The sequence below is a fragment of the Methanobacterium sp. genome (genome assembly GCA_039666455.1).
GTDB lineage: Archaea > Methanobacteriota > Methanobacteria > Methanobacteriales > Methanobacteriaceae > Methanobacterium_D.
The window spans coordinates 41,677-66,797 of record JAVSLW010000001.1; the positions used below are offsets into that span (position 1 = coordinate 41,677).

A 25,121-nucleotide genomic window follows, 5' to 3' on the forward strand; every position below is an offset into this window, starting at 1 on the left:
GAAACACATAAGAGGTGAAACACATGGATTCAAAATACATAGTTGGAATAATAATAGTAATAATAGTAATAATCGGATCTGTCATCGTATTTGCAGGTATAGGCCGCCCACAACCAGAAACAATAAATGTGGTGGGTTCAACATCTGTACACCCAACAGCAGAAAGGTTAGCTGAAGCATATATGCAAAAGAACCCCTATATAACCATCCACACTGCTGGCCCTGGTACGGGTGAAGGTATTAAGAGTGCCAAGGATGGTACTGCAGACATTGGTACAGCTTCCAGAGATCTTAAAGAAGAGGAAAAGCCAGGACTGAACTGGACTGTTATTGGAAGGGATGGAATTGCTACCATAGTACACCCTGAAAACAATGTAAGTGATCTAACTAAAGAGCAGATCAGAGGTATATATTTAGGTGAGATCACAAACTGGAGAGAAGTGGGTGGAGCTGATGCAACAATCAATGTTGTAACCAGAGAAGAAGGTTCTGGTACAAGAGGAGCATTCGAAGATATCGTAATGGATGATGAGTCAATTAAACCTGGTGCTATAGTGCAGGGTTCAACTGGATCTGTAATGGAAGCTGTAAGACATGATCCAAATGCAATAGGCTATGCGTCCTTAGCCTATCTAACTCCAGATGTTAAAGCTTTAAGCGTCGGTGGTGTGACACCATCACCAGAAACAGTATTAGATGGTACTTACGAAATACAGAGACCATTTTTGTTTTTAACCAGAGGTGAACCAACAGGCGCTGTTAAAGCATTTATCGACTGGGTCTTAGGTCCTGAAGGACAGACAATAATAAAAGATGAAGGGTTAGTACCTGTAGGCTAAGTGGGTTTTAACCACTAACCTCTTTTGGAATTCTTTTTAAATTATTTTAATTCAAAAAGCTTAATTTGCAATCATTAAATTATATCATCATGTTTATCACCTAAAGCAAGATGTTTTATAATTTCATGAGGTATTCAAATGTATAAGAAACTGGAAGAAATTTTTGTGGAAAAATCATTACTCATAGCTGCAACATCAGCAAGCATCATAATCCTTTTTATAATTTTTTTTATTTTTAGAGAAGGCCTTCCTGCAGTTATTAACGTTGGGGTTTTTAGCTTTATGTTTGGAACTGAATGGTCACCTTTAAGAGGCTATTTTGGCGCTTTACCTATGATAATAGGGTCTCTGTACATAACAGGGCTATCTTTACTCATGGCAGTTCCCCTATCTCTATGCTGTGCCATATTTTTAGCTGAAATTGCGCCCCGCCAAATGAGAATGATTTTAAAGCCTGCATTACAGGCTTTAGCAGGTGTTCCTTCTGTAGTATATGGATTTTTTGGGATTACAATCATTGTCCCATTTATAAGGGAGCAGTTTGGAGGTACAGGATTCAGTATTCTTGCAGCATCCATAATTTTAACTGTTATGATTCTTCCAACAATAACCAGTTTATCAGAAGATGCTATAAAATCCATTCCCCTGGAATATAAAGAAGCGTCCCTTGCGCTTGGAGCAACTAACTGGCAAACTATTAAAAACGTTATTTTCCCTGCAGCACTACCTGGAATTTTAACTGGAATTCTCCTGGGATTAGCACAAGGAATTGGAGAAACTATGATAGTTATGGTTGCAGGGAATGTTGCACTTGTTCCAGATTCAATTCTTGATCCAGCAAGGGCTTTAACAGCTAATATAGCACTTGAAATGGGTTACGCAACAGAAATACATTACAGTGCTCTTTTTGCAACAGGCATAATCCTGTTCTTCTTGATATTGCTTCTTCTGGCTATAGCCAATTACGTTTATTATAGAAAGCGAGTTATTATTGGTGGGGGCTACCTTTAATGTCATCAAGAATAGAAGGTATTAAAAAAGTTCCACGGAAGAAATTAAATTTAAATTTTAAACTTATATCACCAAAAAATGCTCAAAAGATAATGAAAGGAGTATTCTGGTGGGCAGGAATTCTTGCAATTCTCATATTACTGGCTGTTACTGGCTATATAATTATAATGGGATCACCAGTTATAAATCTGGAATTTCTGCTTAATAGACCCCTTGACGCTGGTAGGGCTGGGGGTATATTTCCCATGATAGTTTCAACCATTTATGTAGCTCTCATTGCTGTCCTCGTTGCAGTTCCACTGGGTGTTGGAGCTGGAATTTATATAGCAGAATATGCTGGTCATGATAGCAAAATACTTAAAGCCATAAGATTTACTACTGAAACACTTGCATCTATTCCATCAATAGTATTAGGTCTCTTTGGGTTAGCATTTTTTGTCATCTTCCTTGGGTTTGGATTCAGCGTATTGTCAGGAGGACTTGTATTAGCTATTATGGCCCTTCCAATGATAATACATGCCTCTGAAGTTTCTATCGAAGCAGTTCCTCAATATTATAGAGAGGGAAGCCTTGCACTGGGAGCTACTAAATGGCAGACAGTATACAGGGTTGTGTTACCTGCTGCAATTCCAGGAATTGCTACTGGTGTGATCCTGGGGATGGTAAGAGCTATTGCAGAAACTGCAGCTATTATGTATACGGTAGGTGCATCGACAAGAGTTCCAATATCGATTTTTGATCCTGCAAGACCATTACCTTTTCATCTTTATATAATGGCAACTGAAGGTATATCTCTTGAAAATGCTTTTGGAACTGCAGCAGTTCTTGTTACTATAGTACTTATAATAACTATTGTTACTAACGTGATGGTTGAAAAACAGGTTAGAAAAATGATGGGGCGATAAAATGGAAGCAATTGAAAGCGTTCATTTAGTGTCTTTTTCGAGGAAACACTAAAGTCCAAACTAACCATAATCATCTTCTGATAAATGTTCATAAATCTCCCTTTTTGAATTCTATTAATTTAATCGTTGTAAATGAAAATATCTTCCATCTTGACTTTGAAAAATCTGGCTATTTTAAAAGTTAGAACTAATGAAGGGCGTAATTTCTTTCAAATGTATGCTTACTTCAATTGAAATGATAAAAAATAATAACCATTATCACTTAAATTGATACATGGAAAAAAAGAGTTCCATGAAGATGTGCTGGAGTTTCTGACAGAATTAGGAAAGGCATTAACTTCTTCTGGTACATGGAGTTGATTTAATGAAAAAGGTTATTATGTTGTCTGCAAGTCCAAGGCCAAGCGGAAATACTTACCAGGTCCTTGAAGAATGTGCTAAAGTGATAGAAGACGAAGGTTTAGAAGTTGAAATAGTCTCTTTTGCTGGAAAAAACATCAGATCATGCATTGCATGTGGTATATGCAGGGAGTTAAATGAATGCAGCCTTGATGATGGACTGAACGAAATCATATCAAAAATAAGGGGAGCTGAAGGATTTATAGTAGGTTCACCAGTTTATTTTGGAACTGCACGTGGAGATATAATGTCAGCAATGCAGAGAATAGGTATGGTGTCTCGATCTAACGATAATTTCTTATCATGGAAAGTAGGTGGCCCCATAGCAGTTGCAAGAAGGGGAGGGCACACTTCTACGATTCAGGAAATGTTAATGTTCTTTTTTATTAACGATATGATTGTTCCAGGTTCCACTTACTGGAATATGGTCTTTGGTCATGCCCAGGGGGAAGTGCAGGATGATGATGAGGGGATGGAGACTGTAAGAAAATTTGGATATAATGTTGCCACTTTAATTAAAAAAATAAGTTAAATATGCTTAAATTCATTTAATATTTCTATTTTTGAGTAAAGGACATAATTACAAAACTATTTGAACAATTAAGTACACATTAAATCAAGTGATGGATATGAAAATAGCTGTAGCAACGTCTAATAGTAAAGATGTAGATCATTTTGGTAAAGCGCAAGGATTCATGATTTATAAATTTGACGAAGAAAACATGGTTTTTATTGAAAAAAGAGATTCAAAGAAGATTAAAGGCGAAAGGCATCAGTGGCAGAAATCACTGGATGCTGTTAAAGACTGTGAAGTTGTTATTTGTGCTCAGGCAGGGCTTAAAGGTAAAATTGGCCTTAAAAATGCAGGTATTAAGCTTGTAGAAGATGAAGGTACAGTTGAAGAGGTTATTGAAAGGTATGTGAGTCATTACAAATTCATGAAGAAACCATTAAATTTTTGAGGAAAAATAAAATTGCAACTTCAAAGTATAAATAGGACAGTAACAATAGTAGAATATACCTTTGGGCGGATTTTTAAAATATTAAATAAACATAAATCAGTACTGTGAAACCTGATTTAATAAGTTTACCTGATTTCCATAAATTTATAAACTATGAATGAGATTGTATAATAAGTGATTTTTACCTAAACTATCAACTCCTGATTTACTGTAAAAGTTCTTTTTAACATGTTTGATAAAAATAAGGAAAAATGCTAAGCAGGCTTTAAAAAAGCAATTCGTTAAATAAAATTAAAGGTGATATTATGGCTAAAGCAAGACGTAGAAGAGTACGAGATACGTGGAAAGAAAAACAATGGTATAAGATTATGACTCCCACAGATTTTGGAGATGCTGAAATAGGAACCACCCCTGCAAGAGACCCGGATATGCTCTTAAAAAGAGGTGTTGAATCATCAATGAGAGAATTGACCGGTGACTTCTCTAAACAGTACATTAAACTCCATTTCCAGATAAATAACGTTGCCGGTGATGTTGCAAATACAAAATTCATGGGACATAATGTTACAACAGATTATGTTAGAAGCATGATAAGAAGGGGTACAAGTAGAATAGATTCAATCTCTGATGTAATCACAAAGGAAGGTTACAGGGTCAACGTCCATATAATTACTGTTACAGTTAAAAGGGCAAAATCTTCACAGCAAAAACTTATCAGAGAGACAATGGGCAGACTTATACAGGAATTAGCCGATGGAAAAACTTTCCAGGAACTTGTTGAAGGCGTGGTATCTGGAAAAATGGCTTCCACAATATACCACGAAACAAAGAAAATATACCCGTTAAAAAGAGTTGAAATAATTAAAACTCAGGTAATTGAAGAACCTGAATAGTTCAACTACTTTAAAAACACTCATGATGGGAGTTAAATGATTAATCTGGAATATCTAATCCTTGTTTTGATCATAGGACTTTTAACGTATGTTAGAAAGGCCCTTGATCTATTTGGATCCATTTTCATGATCATCATGGGTATAATAATTATTTTTACAGCTGGAATCAACTGGCTTCTTTTAATATTTGCTTTTCTGCTTCTGGGTCTGGTTTCCACAAAATATCGCCACGAATACAAAAAAGAAATCGGCGTTTATGAAGGAACAAGAAGCGTGAAAAATGTGATTTCAAACGGTATAGTTCCTTTTATAATGGCAGCATTTGGAAATTACGCTGGTTTTATTGGTTCTATTGCAGTAGCAACGGCAGATACACTTGCAAGTGAAATAGGGGTTGTGGATAAACATCCCCGACTTATAACTGATTTTAAAAAAGTCCCTCCAGGAACAGATGGCGGAGTTTCTCCAGTTGGAACTGCAGCAGGAATAATCGGTGCTGGAATAATAGGGGCATGTGCTTATTTTTTAGGAATAGCTGATGATCCGTTTAATGCACTGAAAATAGCCATAATAGCAGGTACATTAGGGTGTTTTATTGACAGTATTCTGGGAGCAGTTCTTGAGTCAAGAAATTATATTACAAATGAACATGTTAATCTTTTTGCCACGGTTGCAGGGGCCATTTTAGGAATTTTAATAGTTTAAAGAATAATTGTATATAAAAGAAATATTATAAGTAATATAATTCATAATAATGGCTTGTAAACAGGTGATGATAGTGAAGGGAATCATAATGATAATAGATGGGATGTCAGATCGTCCCTTAAAAGAGCTCGGATATAAAACTCCTCTTGAATCTGCTAAAACACCCAATATGGATAAATTAGCGAAAATGGGGATAACTGGAATCATGGATCCAATAAGTCCTGGAATAAGGGCTGGAAGTGACACATCCCACATTTCAATACTTGGATACAATCCATATGAGGCATATACTGGCAGGGGCCCATTTGAAGCTGCAGGAGTAGGTGTGGCTGTTAAAGCTGGCGATATAGCGTTTAGATGTAACTTTTCCACTGTAGATGAAAATGGAATAGTTACAGATAGAAGAGCAGGTAGAATTAGAGAAGGCACAGATAAGCTTGCTGAATCCATAAATTCATTGAAATTAGAAGGCTTTGAAGAAGTGGATGTAATATTCAAAGAATCCACAGGACACCGGGCAGTGCTTGTACTTCGAGGAGAAGGATTATCTGATAACATATCTGACGCTGACCCCAAACATAACGGAAAACCTCCAAAAAAAGTTGTTCCATTAGATGATTCAAAAGAAGCAACAAAAACCGCCGAAATACTCAATAAATTCGTTGAAAAATCCCATGAAATACTGAATAATCATCCAGTTAATCTTAAGCGAATTGAAGAGAACAAAAATCCAGCCAATATCATACTTCCAAGGGGAGTGGGAGCAGTTCCAAACTTCACTTCATTTAATGAGAAATATGGACTTAAAGCAGCATGTATAGCAGAAACAGGCCTTATAAAGGGAATTGGAAAAATAGCAGGTATGGATCTAATCAATGTTGAAGGTGCAACCGGAGGAATTGACACAAACCTTGAAAATATCACACAAAGCATTTTAGATGTAGCTATGGGCAGCGATTATGATTTTATTCTTATTAATATAGATGGGGCAGACGAAGCAGGTCATGATGGACAGGTTTTAGAAAAAGTGAACTTCATCGAAAGGACTGATGCCGTAATTGGCAGAATAATGGAAATAGAAGATATTTATTTCATTTTAACCGCAGACCATTCAACCCCTATTTCAGTTGGGGATCATACAGGTGATCCAGTCCCTATTGTAATAAAAGGACCAGAAGTAAGGGTAGATAATGTAAATGAATTTAATGAAAGGGCTGTAACAGCTGGAGGCCTCTGTAGAATAAGGGGTTGTGATGTAATGAACATCTTAACAGATCTGATGAATAAATCTGAAAAATTTGGTGCATAAAATGGATGATATGATCCCCATCCCCAGGCTCTTTGGTACATCCGGTATCAGAGGAAAAATAGGTAATGAAATTACACTGAAATTAATAACTGAACTTGGTATGGCTGTGGCAACATATGTTGGAGGTAAAGGGCATAAAATCGTCGTAGGATACGATTCAAGGACTTCAAATAGAATGGTAGAAAATGCAATTACAGCAGGCATCTTACAGTGTGGGTGTGACGTAATCCAGCTTGGAATGGTTCCAACACCTGTCGTTGGATATGCAGCTGGGAAACTAAAAGCTGATTTAGGAATTATGATAACCGCCTCCCATAACCCTTCCCCCTACAATGGAATTAAACTCTGGAACCCCACAGGCATGGCTTATACCCAGGACCAGGAAAGAACAATAGAGAAAATTATCCACGAAAAAAGCTTTTATAAGGTGCCCTGGGAAGATATAGGGAAAATTAAGGATAACAGCAGTGTTATTTCTGATTATGTTAATGATCTACTGGACAATGTTGATATCAAAGGAAATTTAAAGGTTATCGTTGACTGTGGAAATGGTGCAGGTTCATATATTTCTCCAATGGTCTTAAGAAAGGCCGGTCTGGAGGTTATAACTTTAAACTGTCAACCAGATGGATTTTTCCCGGGTAGATATCCTGAACCATCTGAAGCCAACCTGTCAGAACTCATGAAAGTGGTAAAAGCAACAGGAGCAAATATTGGGATTGCACACGATGGAGATGCCGATAGAATGGTGGCAGTAGATGATAATGGGAAAATGGCTGATTTTGACAAACTCTTAGCACTTGTATCCAGTAAAATTGGTGGAAAAGTAGTAACCACTGTAGATGCATCTTTTTGCATTGATAAATGCCTGGAAAAAGAAGGCGGAGAAGTTGTAAGAACCAAAGTCGGTGATGTGCACGTTGCAGAAGTAATAGTAGAAACTAATGCCTCTTTTGGTGGAGAACCCTCCGGAACATGGTTACATCCCTATTTTTGCATGTGTCCGGACGGTATACTTTCTGCACTTAAAGTAATTGAAATTATTGAAAAAAATGGACCACTTTCTAAACTTTTAGATGAAATACCAAGCTATCCAACTGTAAGAGATAAAATAGAATGTGAAAACATCCAGAAAACATTAATAATGGAAAAGGTTAAGGAAGAACTTCCTGACTGTTTTGAAGATGTAAACGATGTTAATTTTATTGATGGGGTTAGAATTTCTATGAATGATGGTAGCTGGGTTTTAATACGGCCTTCCGGTACAGAATCATATATTAGAATTACCTTAGAAAGTATAACCATGGAAAAGGCCAGAGAAATCAGAAATATTTCCAGAGAATTCATTGAGGGGATTTTATGAAAGGAGTGATCCTTACTGCAGGTGAAAGCACCAGAATGCGTCCCCTGACCTTAACCCGGCCAAAGACCATGCTCCAGGTAGGTGGAAAGCCCATACTTCAGTATAGTGTGGAAGCATTAAGGGACGCAGGAATTAAAGATATTATAATGGTGGTAGGGTATAAGAAAGAAACCATTGAGGACTATTTTGGAAATGGGACTTCATTTGGAGTAAACATAAGTTATGTTGTTCAAAAGGAGAGGCTTGGAACAGCTCATGCAATAAAATCAGTGCACAGCGCAGTTGATGATGAATTTATAGTTTTAAATGGAGATATAATAGTTGATCCGCGACTTATTGTGGATTTAATTGCTAATTATGAGTCTGAAGATGCTTCATCACTTCTAATGCTTAGCGAAGTTGAAGATCCCTCCTCATTTGGTGTTGTGGAAATAGAAGGGAACATAATAAAGAATATTGTTGAAAAACCATCGCCAGAAGAAGCTCCAAGTAAGCTCATAAATGCAGGAATTTATGTATTTAATAAAACCATCTTTGAAGCTATCAGTAAAACAGAGAAGTCAGAAAGAGGGGAATATGAAATAACAGATTCTCTTAAAATCCAGATAAAGGAAGATAAGAAGGTTATAGGCTTAAAATCCAAGGATAAATGGATAGACATAGGACGCCCATGGGAACTTCTGGATGTAAATGAACACTTTTTAACTGGAAGAAAAGAGAAAATCCTTGGAGAAATCGAGGAAGGAGTTACCATACACGGCCCTTTAATCCTTGGAAAAAATAGCATCATCCGTTCTGGAACATACATCTTCGGCCCGGTTTTTATTGGTGAAGGGTGTGATATAGGTCCTAATTCTTATTTAAGGAAATATTCTTATCTTGGAAATAATGTAAATGTTGGAAATGCTGTTGAAATTAAAAATTCTATCATAATGGATGGAACTAACGTTAATCACCTTTCCTATGTAGGAGATTCAATTATAGGTGCTAATTGTAATATTGCTGCAGGTACAAACATTGCAAATTTACGGTTTGATAATAAGAACGTTAAAATGAACGTTAAAGGGGAAAGATGTGACTGCGGCACAAGAAAGCTGGGAGCAGTACTTGGCGATAATGTAAAAACAGGAATTAATTCAAGTTTCAATCCCGGAGTAAAGGTGGGTATAAACTCGGCGGTTGGTTCTGGAACTATAATTTATGAGGACATACCTTCAAATACCTTAATTCTTGTAAAACAGGAGTATAAAACCATAAAATATAATAATAAATAGCTTAATTATTCTTTTAAAGTGATATTTATGAAAAAAACTGTTAAAATATTTGAAGGCGCACAGATAATAGGAAACGTTGAAATAGATGAAGACAGTTCAGTATGGTATAATGCTGTTATCAGGGGAGATATAAGCCCTATAAAAATTGGAAAATGCTCCAATATTCAGGATAACTGTGTTATTCATTCAGATTCTTCTTCATTTCCAGTTATACTTGGAGATTACGTTTCAGTAGGACATGCAGCTGTGCTGCATGGATGTGAAATTGGTGATAATACCTTAATTGGGATTAATTCTACAGTTTTAAACGGTGCAAAAATTGGTAAAAACAGTATTGTAGGAGCTGGAGCAGTGGTTACAGAAGGAAAAGAGTTTGAAGAAGGGAGTTTAATATTAGGGATTCCTGCAAAAGCTGTAAAAAAACTGAATAATGAAGAAATAAACAGTATTAAAGAGAACGCACTTAAATATAAAAACATATCACAGAGGGAAAAATAAAAATAATATTTCCATGTAATCTTAAAGTAAAGAAAGTGAAATCATGGTGAAAGTGAAAAAAATCATAAAAAAGCTTGATCCTTACGTTCCGGGCAGGTCAATTGATGAAATAGCAGATAAATATGGTATTAACAAAAACGATATAATAAAACTTGGATCAAATGAAAATCCATTGGGTCCATCAAAAAAAGCAGTGGATGCCATAATTAAAACTGCTGAATCAATACACCAGTATCCTGAATCTAATTTAGAATATTTAAAAAATAAAATAGCAAAATATGCTGGTGTTCAAGCTTCCAATATAATTATAGGTGGGGATGGGGCTGATGAAATTCTCGATGTCCTTGGAAAAACACTGATAGAGCCAGGAGATGAGTTTATAGTTCCCATTCCCTCTTACATGTATTATGAATTCATATTAAAAATCCAGGGTGCAGTTCCAGTCTATGCCAGATGGGATGTAGAAGAAAATAAACTTGATGTGCAGTCAGTTTTAGATGCCTTATCTTCAAAAACAAAAATAATCTTTTTATGCACTCCCAATAATCCCACCGGTGGCTTAATAGATAAAGAAGATATTAAAAAAGTGCTTGAAAGCACAGATGTACTTGTTGTTGTTGATGAGGCATATTTCGAGTTTGGAGAAGTTAATAATATAGATTTACTTGAAAACTATGATAATTTATTAATACTTCGAACCTTTTCAAAGGTTTTTGGACTTGCAGGGATGAGGATAGGTTATGCTATCTCCAATCCAGAGTTTATTGAGTATATGCACCGCGTAAAACCAGTTTTCAGTTTGACAAAGCTTTCATACGTAGCAGCACTTGCAACGCTGGATGATGAAGATTATATTAAAAAATCCATTGAAACAGGAATAGAAAGCAGAGAATATCTCTATGAAAACATGTCAAAATTTAATAAACTTGATGTTTATCCTTCCAAAGCGAATTATCTTCTTGTTGATGTTAGAAAAACTGGAATGAATTCCTATGAATTTGAAGATATGCTTTTAAAGAGGGGAATTATAGTAAGAAACTGTAACTCCTTTAAGGGGCTGGATGAGTACTGGATAAGGGTGAGTACAGGTACACTAAAAGAAGATAAACGTTTTATTGAAGTATTGGATGATTTAATTGGATAAGTTTTTCAGGCGGTATAAGTGATAATAAGTGAAATGATTACATCCTCCCTGGAATATCCAGAAAAAATCTCTCTTGTTATATTTACTGGAGGATGCACTTTAAAATGTCCCTACTGCCATAACCCGGAAATAATAGACGGTGGAAAATTAGTAGAAATTGCAGAAATTACAGAAGAAATTGAAAATTCACTGGATTTTATAGATAGTGTTGTAATAACTGGTGGAGAGCCACTTATACAACATGAAGATATCGAAAAAATTTTTAAATTCTGCAAAAAGAAGGGGTTAAAAACCAAGCTTGATACAAATGGATGCTTTCCTTTAAGACTTGAAAAAATCATAAGATTACTGGATTATGTGGCACTGGATGTTAAAGCTCCCTTCGATAAATACAGAGAAATTATTGGTTCTTCCATTGGAGAAGAGGTAAAAAAAAGCATGGAAACCTGTATAAAAGCAGGTGTTTACCTTGAATGCAGAACAACTTATGTGCCCTATTTACTGGAAACTGAAGATGTAATTGAAATTGCAAAGAATGTAACTGCTGATATGTATACGCTGCAACAATTCCGGGATAAGATTGTACTTGACGAAAAGTTATACGGCACCCCGGTTCCATCAAGGGATGAACTTAAAAAAATAGCAAAAATGATAAAACCATTTCAAGGAAAGGTGAAAATAAAAACAGCAGAATTTGGGGAAGAAGTGATCAAATGATATTTTAATGAATGGAGGTTAAAATGCCCATATTATTATTTGGAAGCAGTCATCTTGAACTTATAACTGGAAAAAAGATTACAACAATACGAAAACTGTGGAAAAAGCCCTTATCTCCTGGAGATCGCCTGCATTGCTACTGGAATTTAGTTTCCAAAGAACGCGAAAAACTCTTTGAAGCAGAAGTAACCAGTGTGAAGACAGTTAAATTTAAAGATATCATCAAAGACAACCAGCTTGCAATGGAAGAAGGATACAAAAATGCTGCAGAACTTGAAAAAGAATTCAGGAAAATGTATCCCGATAATACTGATGATGATTCTTTATTCCAGATAATAAAATTTAAAAAATACTCTGTTGAAGAATGGGAAGGCGAAAAAATTGATGAACAAGTGATGATAACTAAAAGGGCAGATATATTATTTGATTCAGGTAGGTACAGTGATTCTGTAATGTGTTACACTGCAGCGCTGAAATTTAACCCTGAAGATGTTTATCTTCTAAATAAAAAAGGAGATAATCTGACCAGGCTTGGCAGATTTGATGAAGCAATTGAAAATTACAATAAAGCTTTAAAAATAAATCCTGAAAATGAATTTATCTGGAACAATAAAGCAACAGCACTTCTGTACTCCAATAAACCAGAAGAGGCTTTAAAATGTAATACAAAGGCTCTTAAGTTGAATAAAAGCAATGTAGTTGTTCTATACTGGAGAGGACTCATTTTAGAAATGCTTGGAAAACTTGAAGATTCCCTGAAGTGTTATGATGAAGTTTTGAAGTTAGATCCTGAAAATCCTGAGGTATGGAATGCGCGCGGAAATGTTTTAAGCGAGCTTCAAATAACTGAAGAAGCGCTAAAATCTTACGATAAATCTCTGGAGCTCTGTCTTGATAAAGCACCTGATGCATCCACATGGAATCGTAAAGGAAATGCTCTTTTAGAACTTGGAAGATTTAAAGAAGCTGTAGAATGTTACAGTGAGGCTTTAAAACTGAACCCTGGAAATGATATATTTTTAAGTAATAGAGGGGTGGCCCTGATGGAATTGGGAGAATTTGAAAAGGCAGCGGAATGCTTTAGCAGAGCATTAGTTGAAAATCCTGAAAATGAGGATGCCCGGGTTTTAAAGGATGAGTGTTTGGAGAATTATTAAGTTTTATAGTACACTTTCTATATATTACCATGGAGGTTTAAATTTTATTTCATCAAACTATTTAATATTTAAAATCAAAGTAGAACCATACAGAAAGGTTTATAATATAACAATTGTTATATCATATTAAATATGGATTTACATATTGATTTTTGACATTATGATATTTCATAAATTATTTGGAGGAATTATATGTTACATGGAACAGAAGTTTTAAAAAAAGGATTTGCCAAAATGACTAAAGGAGGAGTCATAATGGACGTTGTAAATGCAGAACAGGCAGAAATTGCAGAAAATTCAGGTGCTGTAGCAGTAATGGCCCTTGAAAAGGTTCCAGCAGACATAAGAGCTGCAGGAGGGGTTGCAAGGATGGCAGATCCTTCAAAGGTTATTGAAATAATGGATGCAGTTTCAATACCGGTCATGGCAAAAATTAGAATAGGTCATTTTGTAGAAGCACAGATACTGGAATCTCTTGGAGTGGATATGATCGATGAAAGTGAAGTTTTAACTCCTGCAGATGAAAAATACCATGTTGATAAAAAGAAATTCACCATTCCCTTTGTATGCGGTGCAAGAAACCTGGGAGAAGCACTAAGAAGAATAGACGAAGGTGCTGCTATGATAAGGACCAAAGGAGAAGCTGGAACTGGAAATGTAGTTGAAGCTGTAAGACACATGAGAAAGATACAGGGAACCATTAGAGAAATTCAAAATAAAACAGAAGAAGAGCTTTGGGGGGTTTCAAGAAAAATAGAAGCTCCTTACGAACTTGTAAAGCAAACTGCTGAATTAGGAAAACTACCTGTTGTAAATTTTGCTGCAGGAGGAGTTGCAACACCTGCAGACGCCGCGCTAATGATGCAGCTTGGAGCAGATGGTGTTTTTGTTGGATCTGGAATATTCAAGTCAGAAAAACCTGAAGTCGTTGCAAAGGCAATAACAGAAGCAACCGCTAACTATGAAGATGCGGAAATACTGGCAAATGTCTCCAGAAATCTTGGAAAAGCAATGCCCGGTCTTGAAATAAGCCAGATTCCAGAAGAAGAAAGGCTGCAGTCCAGAGGATGGTAAATTCAAATTACCTCATTTTCTTTTTTTTTATATTCAAAATTTTATAGCACGCACTGAAATTATAAGGTGCATGTCCTGCACAATTCATGTCCAGTACCTTTAATTACGGCGCTCCCCCGGAACCACCTAAATTTTCACCTGTTTTGGCATCTATAATTATCTGGCCTGCAATATTATCATTCAACATTACAGGTACAATATAAACTTTTTTTCCCTCTGTTTTAAGCATTGGCTCGCCAGGTGTTGCTCCAGACTGGTTTATATACTTTTTAGCTATATTTTTGGCCTCTTCAGAAGATATTTTTACATCAGTGTTGTTTGTAGCATTGTTTCCAGATGTATTTTGTTGTAATGTCTGATTCCCAGTATTCGTAGCGTTCTGTGTATCCTCAACGCATCCAGAAACTCCTACAATTAAAATCAAGACTGCTATAAGGCCTATAGCTGATTTATTTTTCATATTAATTTCTCCTTTTCTTTGAATATCCATTAGTAGCCATCTCTAATAAACTTTTTTAATTTTAGCCGCTGCACCAATCACTTATAAGGTGTTCAATTCATTCGGCAGCCCCTCACCTCTTTCTTCAGTTTTCATCCTTAAATATTTTCAACTGAATTATTTAGAAGTTTGAATTGTAGAAAGGTATCCTTTTAAGTCTCCTAAAATTCCTTTTGCATAAAATAGCGAAAAAATAATTCCCATCATGTTAATGAGCCAGAAAGATATGAATCTATCCAAAATAGCAATGCCTGCACTTGTACTTTCTGGAATTCCAAAAAACATGCATAAGCCAGTTAAAGAAATTTCAACCGCGCCGATACCGCCGGGAAGTGCAGTTACAACTCCGGTAATATTAGCAAGCAGTAATATGATGATTACAGTAACCAGTCCAATATCTATATTAAATGCATAAAAAACAAGTAAAAGGCGTGAACATTCTAAAATCCATGAAATAACAGTTAATATTAAAATAAACGACATATTTTTGCTGTTGCTGTAAGACCTTGTATAATTAACCATTCCTTTTAGTCCATTAATCACTTTATAGTATAACTTTTCCAGATAACGGTCTTTAACTGGTAATTTTGATAAAACATGGTGTATTTTATCATATAACCATAAACCAGAGCCTTCTTTCCAGTTTAGAAGATAAATAGCAATTAGGGTAATAAACATTAAACCTGCGCCAATTAAGGCAATCACACGAATTTTTTCCATAAATGCAGCAGATAAAACCAGTAAAAATCCAACTATTATTAAATCAGCAAATCTTTCTGTTAATCCTGCAGATAAACCCTGGTGTAAACTTATTTTATTTATCTTTTTACCGGCAATGGCAGTTAAAGCTATCCCGCCTGCCCTCATAGGACTTAAATTGCTACCTAAAAGTCCGATGGTCCTTACAACAAAATTATCTTTAAATTCGTAGGGTTTATTTACAATAAAACCCCACCTGATTGATTTTACAAAGATGGCTGAAAGATAAACAAGGATTGCAGCTGCAAAATATGTTTTATTGATATCTTTAATGGTATAATATAAATTTACAGGCCCTATCCATAAAACAAGAACCACTAAAAGTGCTAACCCCAGGATAAAGATATAAATAGATCTCAAAATGTTTAACTCCACTTCGATGATTAAAAAGTTCGAATCACTGCTTTAAAAATGTATTTTTAAAATTACTATATCCTCTCTGCAATTTAAATTTTTATATGCATCTTTTTGGTTAACTTAGTATTTAATCCCATCAACTTACAGGATTTCTAAATCCAAAAAATAAGGGTGAAACCATTCCTATGTAATCTGATCTTAATATTAAGTATCCAGTTCCAGTATAATATCTAATTAAGGGTTTAATTACTAATTTAGACTCTTAACTTATTAAATAACTGTTAAAACAGGCAATCTATATATAGAATGCATTATTAATTTATTTAATATGGCAGAAAGTGAAGATATAATCAGAGAGCCTGAAGAGTACTATCTGGAACTTCAGGAAATGTATCTTGATGAATCAGAAATTAATTTATCAACTGATTTTGAAGCAAGGTCTTCACTGGTAAAATTAAAACGTTTAAAAAGTGAAGTTTTAGCCTTAAGACGCGAGATCACGAGGGACATGAGGACAATTAGAAATATGTATCTTGACGAGTCAATAATCGAAAGGCCTAAAATACTTGGTTTTTTTAGGATTGGAAAAAAACTTTCTCCAGCTCAAAAAAGAAAAAAATTGATATATGAACGTGAAAAAAGCCTGATTCCCTACAGAGAAATTGTGGAAATGGTAGATGATTATCTTGGGCAAATTGAAGATCTTGAAAAATACATCAAAAATGAAGTTTTAGAGACCTATTCCATTCCAAAATATACTAAAGTAACCAGAAAAAAACAAGATGGAAGCTATTAACAACTTCCAAGTTTATTTAGTGATAATGTACTAAATCTATCTTTTCTTCTGCTTTCACTTTTTTCATAGCCTTTTTGAAATATTTCATTTCAACATTTTCAGCTTCTATATTGTCTCTAAGTGTTAACATTACTGCTTCACGGCAAACTGCTTCAATATCTGCACCTACATAGCCTTCAGTATTTTTAGCAAGGTATTTTAAGTCCACATCATCTGCAAGGGGCATCTTCCCTGTGTGAACTTTGAATATTTCCATTCGTGATTCTTCATCTGGATCGTCAACTTTAACGTGCCTGTCAAATCTTCCAGGTCGTAGTAATGCTGGATCAATGATATCAACTCTGTTTGTCGCTGCAATAACTGCAACATCCTGGAGTTCTTCCATTCCATCGATTTCAGTTAAAAGCTGGTTAACCACCCTCTGGGTAACTCCTGAATCTGAACTTCCACCACTCCTTGTAGATGCAATAGAGTCTATTTCATCAAAGAAAATCACAGTTGGCGCCGTTTGTCTTGCTTTTCTGAATACTTCCCTAACTCCCTTTTCAGATTCTCCAACCCATTTTGATAAGAGTTCAGGACCTTTTACTGCTATGAAGTTTGAATCACTCTCGTTAGCAACTGCCTTTGCAAGCAATGTTTTACCGGTTCCAGGAGGGCCGTAAATGAGCACTCCTTTAGGTGGTCTAACTCCAAATTTCTCGAAGTTTTCAGGATACTTTAAAGGCCATTCCACAGCTTCTTTTAATTCCTGTTTTGCCTTTTCAAGACCACCGATATCATCCCATTTAATGTCCGGAACCTGTACAAGCACTTCACGAAGTGCTGATGGCTGAATTTCTTTTAAAGCCTCTTTAAAGTCTGATTTTTTAACGATCATTTTCTGGAGTATTTCCTTTGGAATTTCCTCATCTGCCTTGATATCGGGTAATATCCTCCTTAACACTCGCATTGCAGATTCTTTAGCTAAAGCTTCCAGATCTGCCCCTACAAATCCATGAGTAACCTCTGCAATTTCGTCTAAATCAACCTTTTCATCAAGAGGCATCCCCCTTGTGTGAATTTGAAGTACCTCATATCTACCATCTTTATCTGGAACTCCGATTTCAATTTCCCTGTCAAATCTTCCAGGCCGTCTAAGTGCCTGATCAAGTGCATCAGGCCGGTTAGTTGCTCCAATAACAACGACCTGTCCTCTTGATTTAAGACCATCCATGAGAGTTAAAAGCTGTGCTACGATTCTACGTTCCACTTCTCCAGATACTTCTTCTCTTTTTGGTGCAATAGCGTCGATTTCATCAATAAATATGATTGAAGGTGCATTTTCTTCTGCTTCTTCAAAGAATTCTCTTAATCTTTCTTCTGAGCCTCCAACATATTTGCTCATTATTTCAGGACCGTTAATTGCAATGAAATGAGCATCGCTTTCGTTTGCAACTGCCTTTGCAAGAAGTGTTTTACCTGTTCCTGGAGGTCCGTGCATTAATACGCCTTTAGGGGGTGAAATTCCAAGTCTTTCGAAAAGTTCTGGTCTTTTAAGAGGGATTTCTATCATTTCCCTTACTTTTTTCACCTCCTCTTTAAGACCGCCTATATCTTCATAAGTAACATCCACCAGATTTTTTACACCTTCAAGCTTGGAAACATCTACTGGATTTGGCTGTACTTCAACATCAGTCATTTGTGTGACTTTTACTATTCCTGCAGGCTTTGTTGAAACTACTGCAAGTTTAATTTCCCCCATTGGAGCCATGTCAGCGAAAAATTCATTGAAGAGGCTGCTTCTCATTGATGGTGTGGGCTGCCTGAATCCAGATATGATTATATCTCCTTTCGAGAGAACTCTACCTGCAAACGCCCCTCTTAGGTCACCTTTGACCATTATTTGTTGATCAACAGGTGCTAAAGTTACCTTCTGAGCTTCTTTAACTTTTGCATGCCTTACTGTTACTTCATCACCTATTGAAGCTCCTGTATTCTTTCTTATGTAGCCGTCAATCCTTATAATGCCCAATCCTATGTCTGATTGGGATGATGCGACTGTTGCTGCAGTTAATTTGTTTCCTTCTATTTCTATTATATCTCCATCAAGGAGATCTAATTTTTCCATGCATGCCGGGTCTATCCTGGCTATTGACCTTCCTACATCTGACTGTGAAAATGCTTCTGCAACTTTCAATTTCATTTCTTTATTGGTCATCTTTACCCCCGTTATATCTTATTAGAATGATTTATTTTAGTTAAAAGTAATTTTAATCAACAACAATGTTTTAGTAAACTTGAGTTACTATAATAACTTGGAAAACATTACATATAAATATTTCGATTTTTGAGGTTTTCACATGAACTTAACTTAATTTAGTACTTTTTATTTTTATAAATAAAACTAATTAAGGTTTTCTAAATTCATTGAATCCAAAAAATGTTTAAAATAAAATTTATAAAATAAATTATCAGCGTATTGAAGCCCCGAATCCTTTTAAAAGATTTTCAACCTGGAATATGGCTTTTTTGTTTATAAATTCGCATTTGAGGGTGATACTTATTTTTCCATCAGGTATCTGGGGTCCCTGATAAGTTCCAATTAAAGATACATCAACCACGTCGTCCAGGCCCTTTACAGTATCTACTATGATTTCAGGATTACAGTTTTCTGGAAATACCGCTGAAATATGGTATGATTTTCGTGGATAGTTTTCAACTTTCCATTTATAAAGTTCAGAATCACTTAAAACTTCCACGTTAGACAATTTAAGCATTATTTTCTTTTTATTCTGGATTAAAGTCACGAAATCTGGATTTATATCTTTTAAAATCCCAATATGGACTTTTCCAGAGTAAATATGTTTTAAACCAACTTCGTTTCCAGTGGAATTTTTAAGAATTCTTATCTCCTCACTTAGAGCAGATATTGCCTTATCAGACCTTCCAAGGGCAGCTTCAAGGTCGTCCAGATGCTTGGCTGCAGATCCCATAAGATGCACAAAACCCTCCTGGTCTCTATTTAATATCATGTTACTGAGCTCCTTGTAAACAGAAATAAAGGTTTCATGTGTCTTTTTTATGTACCTGTTTTCAGTCTGTATTGAATAATATAGATATGGGTTTTGAGCAACTATACGGGCAATCATATCCACCATCAGTCCATAGACCGGACTTGCAAATTTTCTTGATTCTTTAACATCAATATTAAGCCTTTCAATGGTTGCAGCAATACCAATATATGCAAAATGAGTAAGTCCCTGCACCACACTCATCATTTTATCATGATTTTGAGGAGAAGTGATAACCAAGCGTGCGTTTTCATTTTCAAGGAATTTATAGACCTTCTCAAACCATTCTCCCCTTGAATCAGGAGTTAAAACTACAACCTGACCATCAAGAGACCTTATTCTGGGCCCGAACAATGGATGGGTGGGGATTATTTCAACTCCTTCTGGAGCATATCTATGCATTATTTGGGAAGGTTTTTCCTTAACAGATGTAACATCCATAAGAAGACTGCTTTTTTTTAAAAATGGGCTGATTTGAGGAACTACATAAGAAACTGCATTTATTGGAACCGATAAAATTACAATATCTGCACTGGAAACTGCTTCCTCATTACTGGAGGTATATTCAACTCCAAGCTTTTTAGATACTTTATTACCAGTTATTTTGTCTCTCCCAGTTATAATAACATTGAAATTTCTATTTTTTAGAAATCTGGCAATCCATTTGCCTAATCCACGCGTTCCGCCAATCACTGCAATTTTCAGAGAAATTTCTCCCATGTCTTTATAAAATAATATAAGCCTATTTTTATATTTTTATTCAATATATAAAAATAATCCCTGTAGAAATCTTTTTAAACTTTGATAGATAAGCGTTTAAAGTACCTGTATTGTTTAACGGATGTTTTACAACCTGGTTTCTTTGCTCCTTAATCTATCACTTTTGCTTTGATTTTCATCTGAAAACTCTTTTTTAATACTGATATTACAGAATTCTACAAAGCCATTATTTATTAATGAAACAGGAGATATACTTATATTTAATTAGTATATATACATTCAAATGGCATAAAGGAAAATTTAGTGAAAAATTCTCCTTATTCAAATTGATCTTTAATTAACTTAATTTTTAAAAACCTTGAAAAATGGTGGTATTTTAGTGGATTTGGAGAAAAAAATTCAAAAATTTTATGGAGAAACTCCGGCAGATAAAATAGACGAACTAAAAAGAGTATATGACAAAAATAAGAATAAAAAGAAAAACAGAGGCTATCTTATTTGTAACACCTGTTCTGGATATTATAAACTAAAAGAAAATGAATCTCCAGAAGACTTTAACAGGTGTGAATGTGGAAGTCCCTTAGAATACGTTGAAAACATTGATCATATAAGAAAAACAGGAATTTCAAGTTCTTCCAGTAAATCTAAGTCAAAATACAGCAATTCAGATTATGAATTTGTTATTGATGAGCTTAAAGATGAATATTACGATGAATACAGAGAACTGCAGCAAATAGTGGATATAATTGGGATTAATGCAGAAGAACGCATGAAATTTCTGGAAAAACTGTATGAAAATGTTCAAAAACAGGAAATGATCCTGAATAATATCGATCAAAGAAAAATAATAGAAGTTAGAGACAATGAATGGTCACTATGGGGTTTAATAGAAGAAAATAATATTAAAAATGATATATACAAAGAAAAAATGGTTATGGAAGATATAATGGAAAGAGAAAACCGCTTGCTTTCCTATATAAAAGAAAAACGTAAACATAAACCACTTATCACAAAAAATATTAATGGTTATGGGAAATTAATCATTATAACCTTAATAATAGCATTCATAGGCATTATTACTATTTATGTGTTAAAATAAATAGAAAATATCTAATTTTATTTTATTAATTTTAATGCTGAACCTGTAATTTCAAGAGTTCTCTCTATTTCTTCATTATTATGCATTGAAGAAAGGAAACAGCACTCAAATTGTGACGGAGGAATGAACACTCCATTTTTAAGTAATTCATGGAAATACTGGCTGAATTTTTCTGTATCTGCAGATTTTGCACTGGTATAATCGTATACTTCTTCCTCAGTAAAATATACCTGGAACATGGAACTTAATCCTGCAACTTTATAATCAATGCTGTTATCATAAAGAATATTCCTTAATCCTTTCCTCATTTTATTTCCCTTTTTATTTAGTTTATTGTAGAACCCACTGTTCAGTTCTTTTAACATTGCAAGGCCTGCTGTAACAGATACTGGATTTCCATTAAATGTTCCTGCCTGATATACACTTCCCGATGGTGCTATCATTTCCATTAAATCCTTTTTACCTGCTAAAGCTCCCATAGGGAAGCCTCCACCAAGAATTTTTCCAAGAGTGACCAGATCAGGAGTAACATCAAAATATTCCTGCGCTCCACCTTCTGCAATCCTGAAACCAGTTATTACTTCATCGAATATAAGAATTATATTACTTTCCTCAGTTATTTTACGTAAAAATTTTAAATATCCGTTTTTTGGAGTGATGCATCCTATATTAGCCATTACTGGCTCTACAATTATGGCAGCAATATCATCTTCTTTTTTAACTAAATCAAGCAGGGCCTCTTCATCATTAAAAGGAATCAATACAGTATTTTTTGTTGTTTCCTCTGGAATCCCTGGTGAATCAGGTAATCCAACTGCACCAGAACCTGATTTTACAAGAACACTGTCATGTGCACCGTGATAGGATCCTTCAAATTTAACAATTTTCTTCTTCCCAGTCGCTGCTCTTGCAAGTCTTATTGCACTCATTGTAGCTTCAGTACCTGAATTTACAAATCTAACCATTTCAGCACACGGTACTTTTTCAATTACAAGCTTAGCAAGTTCTATTTCCTTTTCTGCAGGAACTCCAAAAGCTGTTCCATTCTCTAACTGCTTTTTAACTTCACTAACAATTTTATAATTCGCATGGCCAAGAACAAGGGGACCATAGGCAAGGCAGTAGTCTATGTAATCATTTCCATCCACATCGAAGATTTTTGATCCTTTTCCATACCTTACAAAGAAAGGAAAGGGTTTATATGCTCTTACTGGTGAATCAACCCCTCCTGGCAGGTAATTTTTAGCTTCCTTAAATAATTCTTCTGATTTCATTTTTTTGCTCCCATATTAGTAAAAATTAACACTATTTAAGCCCAATAATTGAATTTGTAACTGCAACTGCAACTGGAGTCCCGCCTTTAGGTCCTTCAGTTATAATGTTAGGGATTTTTGTTTTTTTAAGAAAATCTTTTGATTCAGCAGCCCCCACAAATCCTACAGGAACTCCTATAATTGAATCAACCTTCATTCCCTGATTTTCAACCAGATCTATAGCCTCAAAAAGAGCTGTTGGTGCATTTCCAATAGCTATGATGCCATCAAAGCCTTTATCATGTGCTACGCGAATCGCTGCTGCTGCACGGGTAATCTGTTCTTCTTTTGCAATTTTTAGAGCTTCTTCATGAGTTATATAGCACTTTATTTTCCCAGAGTATTTATTTATGCCTGCCCGTACCATATTTATATCTGTTAAAATATCCTTTTGAGCTTCTATGGCTTTAACACTTTCTAAAACAAAATCAGGAGATATTCTGGTAATTTCTGCATATTCTGGGTCTGCTGTTGAGTGAACAATTCTCTCAATTATAATCTGTTCATCAGGAGAAAGATCCTTTATTTTATCGCCTATTAATGCCCTTACTATTTTTCTGCTCTTTGACGCTATACCATAGCCCTGCTTTGTTGATGCACCCATAAACATATTTTCACGTTTAAAAATTTTATCCAAAAATTTTCTATTAAAGAGTTTCATCATTTAAATATAAAAAACTTTTCAGGTGCTATATTTCCACCTGTTTTTCAGGAATTATTCTCTTTTAACATTATTGAAGTTGGTTTGTAAAAATACATCCTGAATGGTTTATAATGATTTTTTAAAGTATTTAACTGTAAAATTTATATTAGAAAGCATATAACTTCCCCACTGATTAAATGAAATCTCGAAATCTCTGCTATATATAAAAAAGTCGTGTAAGGTCTTCAAAACTCATAATATTAACAAAGTGGCTGTGCTAAAGTATATAAAAAGTCCGGTAATGTCTTTGACAGATGTGATTACAGGACCACTGGCTATCGCTGGATCTACTCCAATGCGCTCGAAAAAAATTGGAAAAAACGCTCCGGCAACGGCAGCTACAGTAATCGTCACTATCATTGAAATTCCTACTACTATCCCCAAATCTGGAATTCCTTTCCATATTTGAGCAATTATCCCAACAGCAAATCCGCTGATAGCTCCAATTAATACTCCTATACGCAACTCTCGCCACAGAAGACTCCAGACAACCTTTATGTCCACGCTCCCGGTAGCTAATCCTCGGGTAACAATTGTTGAAGACTGTGTTCCTACATTCCCTCCCATATCCATAATTACAGGTATAAAAGCAGCGAGTATAACTAAAGCGGCTAAAGTATCTTCAAATACTCCAATTATTCCAGCAGCAACAGTTCCCCCTATAAGACAGACTATAAGAATTGGTAAGCGCAAATATACCGCATTAGGAATAGAGCGATGAAGCAGACCATCTTCATTTATGCCCCTTACCCCGGCCATATAGTAAATGTCTTCGCTGGCTTCTTCAGTAACAATGTCCAGTATGTTATCAACTGTCACTATTCCAACCAGCTTATTTGTTCTCAAAACAACAGGGATTGCCCGAAGGTTATACTTTCTAACTAAATTTGCCACCTCTTCCTGATCAACATCAACGGTTACACGCACAATGTCCTTATTGGCAATTGTGTATAGTTTGATGTTTGGGGCGGCAACAACCAAGGCTCTTAGTGAAAGGACACCAATAAGATAACTGTCATCAACAATGTATATATAAGAAATGTGATGGACATCTGTTTTCCGCAATTCCTCTATTGCTTCAGCAACGCTCATCTTTGAAGGAAGAGAGAAGAAATCAAGGGTCATTATTCTTCCTGCAGTATTTTCTTTGTATCCTAACAGTTTAGCAATGCTTTCTGCTTTCTCCCGCTTCATGAGGTCAAGTAACTGCTGCACCCAATTTTCAGGAAGTTCTTCTAAGATATCGGTTGCATCATGAGAAGACATCTCCTTTAAAATACGGGAGAGAAATGTTTCTTCTATCTTTTCAAGTAGCTCCTTTCTTAACACTGGCCCCATCTTTGGCAAGACAAGAGCAGCTTTCTTGGGACTGATAATAGAAAAAAAAACTGATCCTCTCTTCTCTTTCAAGATCGCTTATGGCCTCAGCCAGGTCGGCAGGATGATTATCCTCAGCAAATTGTGCTAATTTATCCTCCTCATTATGGAAAATATAGTCCCTGATTATCCGGGCCTTTTCTTCTGGAGCATACATCATTATACACCCTGTCATTTGCTGCTGATAATCTCTGC

The 25,121-nt window shown here is 35.4% G+C and carries 25 protein-coding genes; 17 read left to right on the forward strand and 8 right to left on the reverse strand.

Going from position 1 to position 25,121, the window contains the following annotated elements; translation table 11 throughout:
• Window positions 1-23 precede the first annotated feature (23 nt).
• From PQ963_00220 to pdxS, 15 genes are all read left to right on the forward strand, one after another.
• Entirely contained in the window at window positions 24-839 is an 816-nt protein-coding gene (locus PQ963_00220; GenBank protein MEN4028096.1) for a phosphate ABC transporter substrate-binding protein, read from the forward strand.
• Between the two features lie 138 nt (window positions 840-977).
• Window positions 978-1,850 (forward strand): phosphate ABC transporter permease subunit PstC, encoded by an 873-nt coding sequence (pstC, locus tag PQ963_00225; GenBank protein ID MEN4028097.1) that lies wholly within the window; start codon window positions 978-980, stop codon window positions 1,848-1,850.
• A 92-nt stretch (window positions 1,851-1,942) separates the two neighbouring features.
• The gene (gene pstA / locus PQ963_00230; GenBank protein ID MEN4028098.1) at window positions 1,943-2,755 is read left to right on the forward strand and encodes a phosphate ABC transporter permease PstA; all 813 of its coding nucleotides are present in this window, start codon (window positions 1,943-1,945) and stop codon (window positions 2,753-2,755) included.
• A 364-nt stretch (window positions 2,756-3,119) separates the two neighbouring features.
• A complete protein-coding gene (locus tag PQ963_00235; GenBank protein MEN4028099.1) occupies window positions 3,120-3,686 on the forward strand; it encodes a flavodoxin family protein in 567 nt (188 codons plus the stop codon).
• 97 nt (window positions 3,687-3,783) lie between these two features.
• Window positions 3,784-4,116, forward strand: coding sequence for a NifB/NifX family molybdenum-iron cluster-binding protein (locus PQ963_00240; GenBank protein ID MEN4028100.1), 333 nt, complete (start codon window positions 3,784-3,786; stop codon window positions 4,114-4,116).
• 305 nt (window positions 4,117-4,421) lie between these two features.
• Window positions 4,422-5,009, forward strand: a complete 588-nt coding sequence (locus tag PQ963_00245) for a 30S ribosomal protein S3ae (GenBank protein MEN4028101.1) — start codon at window positions 4,422-4,424, stop codon at window positions 5,007-5,009.
• 36 nt (window positions 5,010-5,045) lie between these two features.
• The gene (locus tag PQ963_00250) at window positions 5,046-5,714 is read left to right on the forward strand and encodes a TIGR00297 family protein (protein ID MEN4028102.1); all 669 of its coding nucleotides are present in this window, start codon (window positions 5,046-5,048) and stop codon (window positions 5,712-5,714) included.
• Window positions 5,715-5,787: 73 nt separating this feature from the next.
• On the forward strand, window positions 5,788-7,023 hold the full coding sequence (locus tag PQ963_00255; GenBank protein MEN4028103.1) for a 2,3-bisphosphoglycerate-independent phosphoglycerate mutase: 1,236 nt from the start codon (window positions 5,788-5,790) through the stop codon (window positions 7,021-7,023).
• Between the two features lies 1 nt (window position 7,024).
• Entirely contained in the window at window positions 7,025-8,386 is a 1,362-nt protein-coding gene (gene glmM / locus PQ963_00260) for a phosphoglucosamine mutase (protein ID MEN4028104.1), read from the forward strand.
• Window positions 8,383-9,660: a sugar phosphate nucleotidyltransferase gene (locus PQ963_00265; GenBank protein ID MEN4028105.1), complete on the forward strand. Its 1,278-nt coding sequence runs from the start codon at window positions 8,383-8,385 to the stop codon at window positions 9,658-9,660. The genes glmM and PQ963_00265 overlap by 4 nt, the downstream gene beginning before the upstream one ends.
• An 18-nt stretch (window positions 9,661-9,678) precedes the next feature.
• Window positions 9,679-10,158, forward strand: coding sequence for a gamma carbonic anhydrase family protein (locus PQ963_00270; protein ID MEN4028106.1), 480 nt, complete (start codon window positions 9,679-9,681; stop codon window positions 10,156-10,158).
• A gap of 46 nt (window positions 10,159-10,204) precedes the next feature.
• Entirely contained in the window at window positions 10,205-11,302 is a 1,098-nt protein-coding gene (gene hisC / locus PQ963_00275) for a histidinol-phosphate transaminase (GenBank protein ID MEN4028107.1), read from the forward strand.
• Window positions 11,303-11,335: 33 nt separating this feature from the next.
• The gene (locus PQ963_00280) at window positions 11,336-12,019 is read left to right on the forward strand and encodes an anaerobic ribonucleoside-triphosphate reductase activating protein (GenBank protein MEN4028108.1); all 684 of its coding nucleotides are present in this window, start codon (window positions 11,336-11,338) and stop codon (window positions 12,017-12,019) included.
• A 23-nt stretch (window positions 12,020-12,042) separates the two neighbouring features.
• Entirely contained in the window at window positions 12,043-13,176 is a 1,134-nt protein-coding gene (locus tag PQ963_00285) for a tetratricopeptide repeat protein (GenBank protein MEN4028109.1), read from the forward strand.
• A 192-nt stretch (window positions 13,177-13,368) separates the two neighbouring features.
• Window positions 13,369-14,250, forward strand: a complete 882-nt coding sequence (gene pdxS / locus PQ963_00290; protein MEN4028110.1) for a pyridoxal 5'-phosphate synthase lyase subunit PdxS — start codon at window positions 13,369-13,371, stop codon at window positions 14,248-14,250.
• Between the two features lie 103 nt (window positions 14,251-14,353).
• On the opposite strand, the gene PQ963_00295 is transcribed toward pdxS, so the two are convergent.
• Both PQ963_00295 and PQ963_00300 read right to left on the reverse strand, forming a co-directional pair.
• On the reverse strand, window positions 14,354-14,740 hold the full coding sequence (locus PQ963_00295; protein MEN4028111.1) for a PepSY domain-containing protein: 387 nt from the start codon (window positions 14,738-14,740) through the stop codon (window positions 14,354-14,356).
• A 126-nt stretch (window positions 14,741-14,866) separates the two neighbouring features.
• Window positions 14,867-15,868, reverse strand: coding sequence for a flippase-like domain-containing protein (locus tag PQ963_00300; GenBank protein MEN4028112.1), 1,002 nt, complete (start codon window positions 15,866-15,868; stop codon window positions 14,867-14,869).
• Between the two features lie 325 nt (window positions 15,869-16,193).
• Between PQ963_00300 and PQ963_00305 the strand changes: the two genes are divergently transcribed.
• Window positions 16,194-16,661: a hypothetical protein gene (locus PQ963_00305; protein ID MEN4028113.1), complete on the forward strand. Its 468-nt coding sequence runs from the start codon at window positions 16,194-16,196 to the stop codon at window positions 16,659-16,661.
• A 16-nt stretch (window positions 16,662-16,677) separates the two neighbouring features.
• On the opposite strand, the gene PQ963_00310 is transcribed toward PQ963_00305, so the two are convergent.
• Both PQ963_00310 and PQ963_00315 read right to left on the reverse strand, forming a co-directional pair.
• Window positions 16,678-18,861 (reverse strand): CDC48 family AAA ATPase, encoded by a 2,184-nt coding sequence (locus PQ963_00310; protein MEN4028114.1) that lies wholly within the window; start codon window positions 18,859-18,861, stop codon window positions 16,678-16,680.
• 253 nt (window positions 18,862-19,114) lie between these two features.
• Window positions 19,115-20,434, reverse strand: coding sequence for a prephenate dehydrogenase (locus PQ963_00315; GenBank protein MEN4028115.1), 1,320 nt, complete (start codon window positions 20,432-20,434; stop codon window positions 19,115-19,117).
• A gap of 379 nt (window positions 20,435-20,813) precedes the next feature.
• Here PQ963_00315 and PQ963_00320 point away from each other — a divergent pair, with 379 nt between their 5' ends.
• On the forward strand, window positions 20,814-21,533 hold the full coding sequence (locus PQ963_00320; protein MEN4028116.1) for a hypothetical protein: 720 nt from the start codon (window positions 20,814-20,816) through the stop codon (window positions 21,531-21,533).
• Window positions 21,534-21,550: 17 nt separating this feature from the next.
• On the opposite strand, the gene hemL is transcribed toward PQ963_00320, so the two are convergent.
• From hemL to PQ963_00340, 4 genes are all read right to left on the reverse strand, one after another.
• The gene (gene hemL, locus PQ963_00325; protein ID MEN4028117.1) at window positions 21,551-22,807 is read right to left on the reverse strand and encodes a glutamate-1-semialdehyde 2,1-aminomutase; all 1,257 of its coding nucleotides are present in this window, start codon (window positions 22,805-22,807) and stop codon (window positions 21,551-21,553) included.
• Window positions 22,808-22,838: 31 nt separating this feature from the next.
• A complete protein-coding gene (locus PQ963_00330; GenBank protein MEN4028118.1) occupies window positions 22,839-23,456 on the reverse strand; it encodes a cobalt-precorrin-8 methylmutase in 618 nt (205 codons plus the stop codon).
• A gap of 285 nt (window positions 23,457-23,741) precedes the next feature.
• The gene (gene mgtE / locus PQ963_00335) at window positions 23,742-24,959 is read right to left on the reverse strand and encodes a magnesium transporter (protein MEN4028119.1); all 1,218 of its coding nucleotides are present in this window, start codon (window positions 24,957-24,959) and stop codon (window positions 23,742-23,744) included.
• A complete protein-coding gene (locus PQ963_00340; GenBank protein MEN4028120.1) occupies window positions 24,856-25,086 on the reverse strand; it encodes a hypothetical protein in 231 nt (76 codons plus the stop codon). The genes mgtE and PQ963_00340 overlap by 104 nt, the downstream gene beginning before the upstream one ends.
• Window positions 25,087-25,121: the final 35 nt, after the last annotated feature.

What these genes read in the sequence shown, in the direction of transcription:
- PQ963_00220 (MEN4028096.1), top strand. Translation starts at nt 24, where the DNA reads ATGGATTCAAAATACATAGTTGGAATAATAATAGTAATAATAGTAATA.
- pstC (MEN4028097.1), top strand. Translation starts at nt 978, where the DNA reads ATGTATAAGAAACTGGAAGAAATTTTTGTGGAAAAATCATTACTCATA.
- pstA (MEN4028098.1), top strand. Translation starts at nt 1,943, where the DNA reads ATGAAAGGAGTATTCTGGTGGGCAGGAATTCTTGCAATTCTCATATTA.
- PQ963_00235 (MEN4028099.1), top strand. Translation starts at nt 3,120, where the DNA reads ATGAAAAAGGTTATTATGTTGTCTGCAAGTCCAAGGCCAAGCGGAAAT.
- PQ963_00240 (MEN4028100.1), top strand. Translation starts at nt 3,784, where the DNA reads ATGAAAATAGCTGTAGCAACGTCTAATAGTAAAGATGTAGATCATTTT.
- PQ963_00245 (MEN4028101.1), top strand. Translation starts at nt 4,422, where the DNA reads ATGGCTAAAGCAAGACGTAGAAGAGTACGAGATACGTGGAAAGAAAAA.
- PQ963_00250 (MEN4028102.1), top strand. Translation starts at nt 5,046, where the DNA reads ATGATTAATCTGGAATATCTAATCCTTGTTTTGATCATAGGACTTTTA.
- glmM (MEN4028104.1), top strand. Translation starts at nt 7,025, where the DNA reads ATGGATGATATGATCCCCATCCCCAGGCTCTTTGGTACATCCGGTATC.
- PQ963_00265 (MEN4028105.1), top strand. Translation starts at nt 8,383, where the DNA reads ATGAAAGGAGTGATCCTTACTGCAGGTGAAAGCACCAGAATGCGTCCC.
- PQ963_00280 (MEN4028108.1), top strand. Translation starts at nt 11,336, where the DNA reads ATGATTACATCCTCCCTGGAATATCCAGAAAAAATCTCTCTTGTTATA.
- PQ963_00285 (MEN4028109.1), top strand. Translation starts at nt 12,043, where the DNA reads ATGCCCATATTATTATTTGGAAGCAGTCATCTTGAACTTATAACTGGA.
- pdxS (MEN4028110.1), top strand. Translation starts at nt 13,369, where the DNA reads ATGTTACATGGAACAGAAGTTTTAAAAAAAGGATTTGCCAAAATGACT.
- PQ963_00295 (MEN4028111.1), bottom strand. Translation starts at nt 14,740, where the DNA reads ATGGATATTCAAAGAAAAGGAGAAATTAATATGAAAAATAAATCAGCT.
- PQ963_00305 (MEN4028113.1), top strand. Translation starts at nt 16,194, where the DNA reads ATGGCAGAAAGTGAAGATATAATCAGAGAGCCTGAAGAGTACTATCTG.
- PQ963_00310 (MEN4028114.1), bottom strand. Translation starts at nt 18,861, where the DNA reads ATGACCAATAAAGAAATGAAATTGAAAGTTGCAGAAGCATTTTCACAG.
- PQ963_00315 (MEN4028115.1), bottom strand. Translation starts at nt 20,434, where the DNA reads ATGGGAGAAATTTCTCTGAAAATTGCAGTGATTGGCGGAACGCGTGGA.
- hemL (MEN4028117.1), bottom strand. Translation starts at nt 22,807, where the DNA reads ATGAAATCAGAAGAATTATTTAAGGAAGCTAAAAATTACCTGCCAGGA.
- PQ963_00330 (MEN4028118.1), bottom strand. Translation starts at nt 23,456, where the DNA reads ATGTTTATGGGTGCATCAACAAAGCAGGGCTATGGTATAGCGTCAAAG.
- PQ963_00340 (MEN4028120.1), bottom strand. Translation starts at nt 25,086, where the DNA reads ATGATGTATGCTCCAGAAGAAAAGGCCCGGATAATCAGGGACTATATT.